General features: G+C 36.1%; 5 protein-coding genes and 2 tRNA genes. 1 reads left to right on the top strand and 6 read right to left on the bottom strand.

The features are described from left to right. Positions 1 to 388 precede the first annotated feature (388 nt). The 4 genes from AC1DG9_RS22720 to AC1DG9_RS22705 form a co-directional block, all read right to left on the bottom strand. Positions 389 to 1675, bottom strand: a complete 1287-nt coding sequence (locus tag AC1DG9_RS22720; RefSeq protein ID WP_337717934.1) for a hypothetical protein — start codon at positions 1673 to 1675, stop codon at positions 389 to 391. A 448-nt stretch (positions 1676 to 2123) separates the two neighbouring features. Further along, positions 2124 to 2197: transfer RNA gene (locus AC1DG9_RS22715), tRNA-Asn, on the bottom strand. A 135-nt stretch (positions 2198 to 2332) separates the two neighbouring features. Further along, entirely contained in the window at positions 2333 to 3451 is a 1119-nt protein-coding gene (locus tag AC1DG9_RS22710; protein WP_288884257.1) for an epoxide hydrolase family protein, read from the bottom strand. A gap of 252 nt (positions 3452 to 3703) precedes the next feature. Then, positions 3704 to 3777, bottom strand: a tRNA-Asn gene (locus AC1DG9_RS22705). Positions 3778 to 3917: 140 nt separating this feature from the next. On the opposite strand from AC1DG9_RS22705, the gene AC1DG9_RS22700 reads away from it, so the two are divergent. Beyond that, the gene (locus tag AC1DG9_RS22700; protein WP_337717936.1) at positions 3918 to 4838 is read left to right on the top strand and encodes a PfkB family carbohydrate kinase; all 921 of its coding nucleotides are present in this window, start codon (positions 3918 to 3920) and stop codon (positions 4836 to 4838) included. Between the two features lie 44 nt (positions 4839 to 4882). On the opposite strand, the gene AC1DG9_RS22695 is transcribed toward AC1DG9_RS22700, so the two are convergent. After that, positions 4883 to 5119: a cytochrome b5 domain-containing protein gene (locus AC1DG9_RS22695; protein ID WP_172659317.1), complete on the bottom strand. Its 237-nt coding sequence runs from the start codon at positions 5117 to 5119 to the stop codon at positions 4883 to 4885. Then, positions 5119 to 5312 (bottom strand): lycopene cyclase domain-containing protein (locus AC1DG9_RS22690; protein ID WP_477635286.1); only part of this gene is annotated, 194 nt, incomplete at its 5' end. The genes AC1DG9_RS22695 and AC1DG9_RS22690, both read right to left, overlap by 1 nt.

Below are 5312 nucleotides of genomic sequence, written 5' to 3'. Positions count from 1 at the left end.
GTCCATTAGGTGCAATTAAGCTAATTTTTTTCCCATCTGATGTGGTTATTTCAGATTTGCTACAGGAATATATTGTTATTACGCTAATGATCAACAGTAAAAATATTGATAAATAAATAAATTTGGTTTTGGTCTTTTTCATGTTTTCTTTTTTGTGCACACTTGTTATCGAATTATTTATTAATCTCCTTTAGTTACCTAATGAGTGTTAATTGGTAACTTTAAGACTTTATTCGCTCCTGTATCTACCTTTTTTGATTGGACTCCCTCCATTTGAGCTTTGTAAAAACTACTTAGTGTGATATTATTTATCTGGTAATTAAGTGTAAAGACAAATTGGTTTAAAACAATGATTGATAGAAAAGCACCAAGAAGGAGTTTATTTCTTTTACTTTTCATTTTGCGATCCATTAGTGTTTTCATTTTCTCTTTCCATAATCATCTGTCTTAGTTCGTATTTTAGCGAGCTACTGTCTTGCCATACTTTAATTTGTTTAATCCCAAGGACGAAAAGAGAAAAAAAATATAATGTAGCAGGAATTAGGAAAAATCTATTTTTAGAAATTAAGTTCTCAAGAATAACTGAGAGTATAAAGAATATGCCTATTGTTGAAACATAGATATAACGATCTGCAATTATTGCATGTCTGGATATTGGGATAACATGTAAGACAGTTGTAAGATGAATAACAAAAAAACTAATTCCGAATAGAATCCATCGCTGTTGCAAATAATGATAACCTGCATAAACAATTATAATAAACAATCCCAAATATGACCAGAACCATAAAGGCATTAAAGTGCCCGGTAAATTGGGAAACGGATACAAATAATTCAGATCTATTGGTAACAAGCATTTATATGCGTACTGTAATAGAGAATAACACGCGAATGATATATTCTGATAAAAAGGATATTTCGCTTCAGCTGAGAGTAAACCTTCGCCACTTGCTTCTTGAGATAGCAATGTAATTATGGCAAAGTAAGCCGAAATTATAAAAAAGGGAATTTTTTCGTAGAAAATTACTTCAAGCGTCAGGCTTCTTTTAACTATGAAATCCAAAAACAAGAGACATAATGGTAATATCACCGCTTGTTCTTTTGCTCCAAACGAGAAGATAAAGAGTATCAAAGCAATACTATAATACCTTAATTGCCTTTGTTCCATATACTTGATATAACTCAATAATGAAAGCAGATAAAAAAAAGCATAAAGAACTACTTTTGAAGCAGACAGCCAAGCAACCGATTCCACCATAATGGGACTAATTCCAAAAAAAAGAGCAGTAAGAAAAGCAATCCTAAATTTGTTTCCCTTACTAGGATCAACCGTCAAATTAGTGATGGCTAATATTATTCTGAGTACCAACAGTGTGTTTGCTATATGTAACAGGATACTAAATAAATGAAATGCTTTAGAATCATATCCAAATACTGAATAGATGATGGTGTAATATATTTGGTTGATAGGAGCATATTGACCATGATAAAAGTGAAAAAAAATATCATGTATATTGGATGTATTAACTCCACTGATCGTATATACATTTTTAACAACCCATTGATCATCCCAATTAGTTTGGAATCCGTTAAATATTGCACCACAATACAAGAGCCCTGTTATTAGCATTAGAACAGTATCTGCAATTAATAGCCTTTTAAAAGTATATCTCATAAGCATAAATAAAATCACATGAAATATTCAACTTTATTTGTTTAGTTGAATACTGTATAGTAATAGAYTCAGATTATGAAAAAAGTATTTACCAAGCGAGATCTCGCCTATATTACGAGGAAATAAAATACATGAAAATGCCATATTGAGAGGTTAATTTATTTGGTTAATATCAAAAATAGTTCTTTAAAATAAAAAAACAAATTTTCTTTAAAAAAAGTGAAAAAAATTGTCCCCCCATCGTTAGAGAGTTAAATAAATATCAATAAAATAATATTTAACGGTGCTAGCCGGTTCAAGGGTGTTTGTTTCTCCAGATGATGAAATGATAGATTTACTCCACAAGTTTTGTGGATTGATCCAATCATTCCGCTCCATTATTGTGTGCAAATTTTGTGCAAATAGAAAAGCCTCACTTTTACAGTGAGGCTAACTCTCTCATTTTGAGCTCCCTCTGCTGGGCTCGAACCAGCGACCCTCTGATTAACAGTCAGATGCTCTAACCAGCTGAGCTAAGAAGGAGTCTGGCCTTCCAAAAACACTTCTAATTTGTCCTTAAGGACGCATAGCATTTTTGTTTTGGGAATGCAATATTAGGGATTTTAATTATACCATACAATACTTTTCCTAAAATGTTATCTCTTTCATTAGCGCGTACTAAGCAATACTGTAAAAGAAGTCTCTTAGTTCTTCAGCAAAAACATCAGGCACCTCCAGGGCAGCAAAATGTCCACCTTCTTTCATTTGCCTAAAGCTAACCACATTAACAAAACGTTCGGCCCATTCTTTTGGGAATTGTGCTTCTCTTGGGAATACTGCTACACCTGCAGGCACATTACTTTTCTGTAATGGTTCTGCACCGCTCCATTGTGCCATAGCATCCATTTTGTACATCCTGGCAGAAGTACCTATCGTTTGCGTTACCCAATAGATCATGATGTTAGTGAGCAGTTCATCCCTTCCACCAAATGCCTTTTCTAAAATCTCAGGAGAAGCCCCAGCGTTGCCGAAACTGAGTATCCAGGCAGCAAGTGCGGCAGGAGAATCGTTTAAACCGTAGGCCAGCGATTGTGGTTTGGTAGATTGTACCATAGCATATGCACCTTCGCTGTACCACCACTGTTGCACAAACTGCGCAAATTGCTTCTCAGCTTCTGTCATGGTATTGGGATCCTCCTGTCCCATAGGATAACCAACATCTGTAAAATGTACACCAGCAACTACTTCGGGATATTTRGATGCAAGGGCTTTAGTAACGCTCATACCTACGTCGCCCCCAGCTGCATAAAATTTATGATAACCAAGATTTTCGGTCATCAATACTTTCCATAAATCTGCAACTGCTTCATTGTGAACTGCATTTTTTTCAGAGAATCCGAAGCCTGGAATGGATGGAATGATCAGGTCAAAACTTTGATTGCCTTCTGTTAATAGTGGAATGATTTTGTGAAAACGATAATAACTATCCGGCCACCCGTGGGTCAACAGAAGAGGCTTGGAATCTTTGCCTTTCCCCTTGATGTATTGAAAATGAATTTTCATGCCATTCACATCTGTAGTATATTGCGGGTATTTATTAAGCTCAGCTTCTTGTTTGCGCCAATCGTACTTATTGATCCAATAGTCCACTAATTCTTTAAGATAAGTTTCACTTGTGCCAAAATTCCAGCCAGAGCCTTCTGCTTCACCCGGCCAACGGGTATTTTTTAAACGATCTTTTAGATCATCCAACACTGACGGAGGAACCGATAAATTAAATGTTTCTAGGTTTTTCATGGTTGAGGTTTTTTATGGTTTGCTAATGACAGATTGAGGTCTATTCTCCTTTCATTAATTGCAAATTGCTAATAACATTTTAATGTTTAAAGTTTTTTGTTAGAATCTGGGAATAGTTAAAATACCACATTTTGTATTTTTTTAGCGCTGGTTATAAAGCCATTAAGTCAGAAAGTGAATAGAAAAGATTGTAACTGGGGACGGGGCAAAAAAAATGGGCAAACTAGAATTTCTTCTGCTTGCCCATTTCTGCTCCCTCTGCTGGGCTCGAACCAGCGACCCTCTGATTAACAGTCAGATGCTCTAACCAGCTGAGCTAAGAAGGAGTCTGGTCGTCCAAAAACGCTTCTGATGTGTTCCTAGGAACATAATATCTTGTTCGTTTTGGGAATGCAATATTAGGGGTTTTAATTTATTTATGCAATATTTGCAGAGAAAAAATTTAAAAAAAACTCAATTATTTCATATGAGCCTGATAATCATAGGTACTGTAGCTTTTGACGCGATCGAAACTCCCTTCGGAAAGACAGATAAAATAGTAGGTGGTGCCGCAACTTATGCAAGTTTAGCCGCTTCTTACTTCTACAATAAAGTAAAAATTGTTGGTGTTGTGGGCGATGACTTCCATAAAGAGGACATAAATACGTTTACCCAACATGGAATTGATACCGAAGGACTGCAAATAAAAGAGGGAGAAAAGTCTTTCTTTTGGTCTGGAAAATATCACAACGACATGAATAGTCGCGACACCTTAGTTACCGAACTTAATGTACTGGAGAATTTCGATCCCATTATCCCTGAGAGCTACCAGGACTGCGAATACTTAATGTTAGGTAATCTTACTCCAATTGTCCAGCAGACTGTCATCAAACGCCTTAAAAACAAGCCTAAGCTAATTGTTTTAGATACAATGAACTTTTGGATGGACATTATGATGCCAGATCTTTTAGAAACACTTAAAATGGTAGATGTTCTTACTATCAATGATGAGGAGGCGCGTCAACTTTCCGGAGAATACTCATTAGTTAGGGCATCTCAGAAAATTTTGGCAATGGGTCCTAAATACCTGATCATCAAAAAAGGCGAACATGGCGCTCTATTATTCCATGAGGATAAAATTTTCTCAGCCCCGGCATTGCCATTGGCTGAAGTATTTGATCCAACCGGTGCAGGAGATACATTTGCAGGCGGATTTATTGGTTACATGGCTAAAGTAGGAACAGTGAATTTCAACAACATGAAGAATGCAATAATCTTTGGCTCTGCCCTTGCTTCTTTCTGCGTAGAGAAATTTGGAACAGAAAAAATCATTAACCTAACGTCTGAAGAAGTTGCTGCACGTGTTCAGGAATTTGTGACTTTAAGTTCATTCACAATAGAATCATAAAACTTGATTTAAGTACATAAAGAAGCACTATAACCAGAGCTCCTTTATGTACTTAATTTGCCTATTGCCTTAAACTTCTCAAATACGGCTTCTGTATGAGGGGCGTCTGGCAGCTCATCTGTCAAATCCTGACCCGCCCAATGTTCATAATGCTTGCCATTCCTCCAAAGCCTGCTTTCTGTTACATCGTAAATAATACCTCTGTACGCAACCCAGATCTGTGGCTTATCCTGGCCATTTCGTAATGCAAGCTGTTGCTTTGTATAAATTGGCAGCTCCATTATGCTTTGCTTTTACTTTTAACCACTTCAAATAAGTAAACACTTACCAGAAGATTACTCATGAGGTAAAAGAAATTTTCGAATGGAATTACCCCCAACTTTAATTTAATGGTTTCTTCAAATACATAGGTAAGGATTGGTAAGCCCCCAATAAACAGATATAACAAGCAGAAGGGAATAAGCAGTACTACAT

The organism is Pedobacter sp. 05L430 (assembly GCF_056397585.1).
This window is presented reverse-complemented; position numbering and strand designations above follow the sequence as displayed.